Here is a 214-nt window from a genome sequence, read left to right as displayed (position 1 = left end):
TCGAATGGTACGACTACTTTCTCTACGGAACCGCCGCGGCATTGGTATTTCCGCATCTCTTCTTCCCCGACGTCTCGCCGTATATCGGCACCCTCGCGGCTTTCGCCACTTACTTCGTCGGATTCCTAGCCCGCCCACCTGAGTTGCACAACTTTAGTTACCCACCGCTGAAGGCCGGGTTTACGACTTTTCCAGTGCCTTAAGCATGTTCTCG

1 pseudogene is annotated in these 214 nt (G+C 55.1%); it reads left to right on the top strand.

Features of this window, described 5'->3' with window-relative positions:
• Positions 1-137, top strand: a pseudogene (locus IHE57_RS16225) (MFS transporter); the annotation flags it as partial.
• Positions 138-214: the final 77 nt, after the last annotated feature.

This window comes from Brevibacterium renqingii, from assembly GCF_017808105.1.
Classification (GTDB): domain Bacteria; phylum Actinomycetota; class Actinomycetes; order Actinomycetales; family Brevibacteriaceae; genus Brevibacterium; species Brevibacterium renqingii.
The sequence above is the reverse complement of the archived record's forward strand: the minus strand, read 5'-3'. Positions and strand labels throughout refer to the sequence as shown.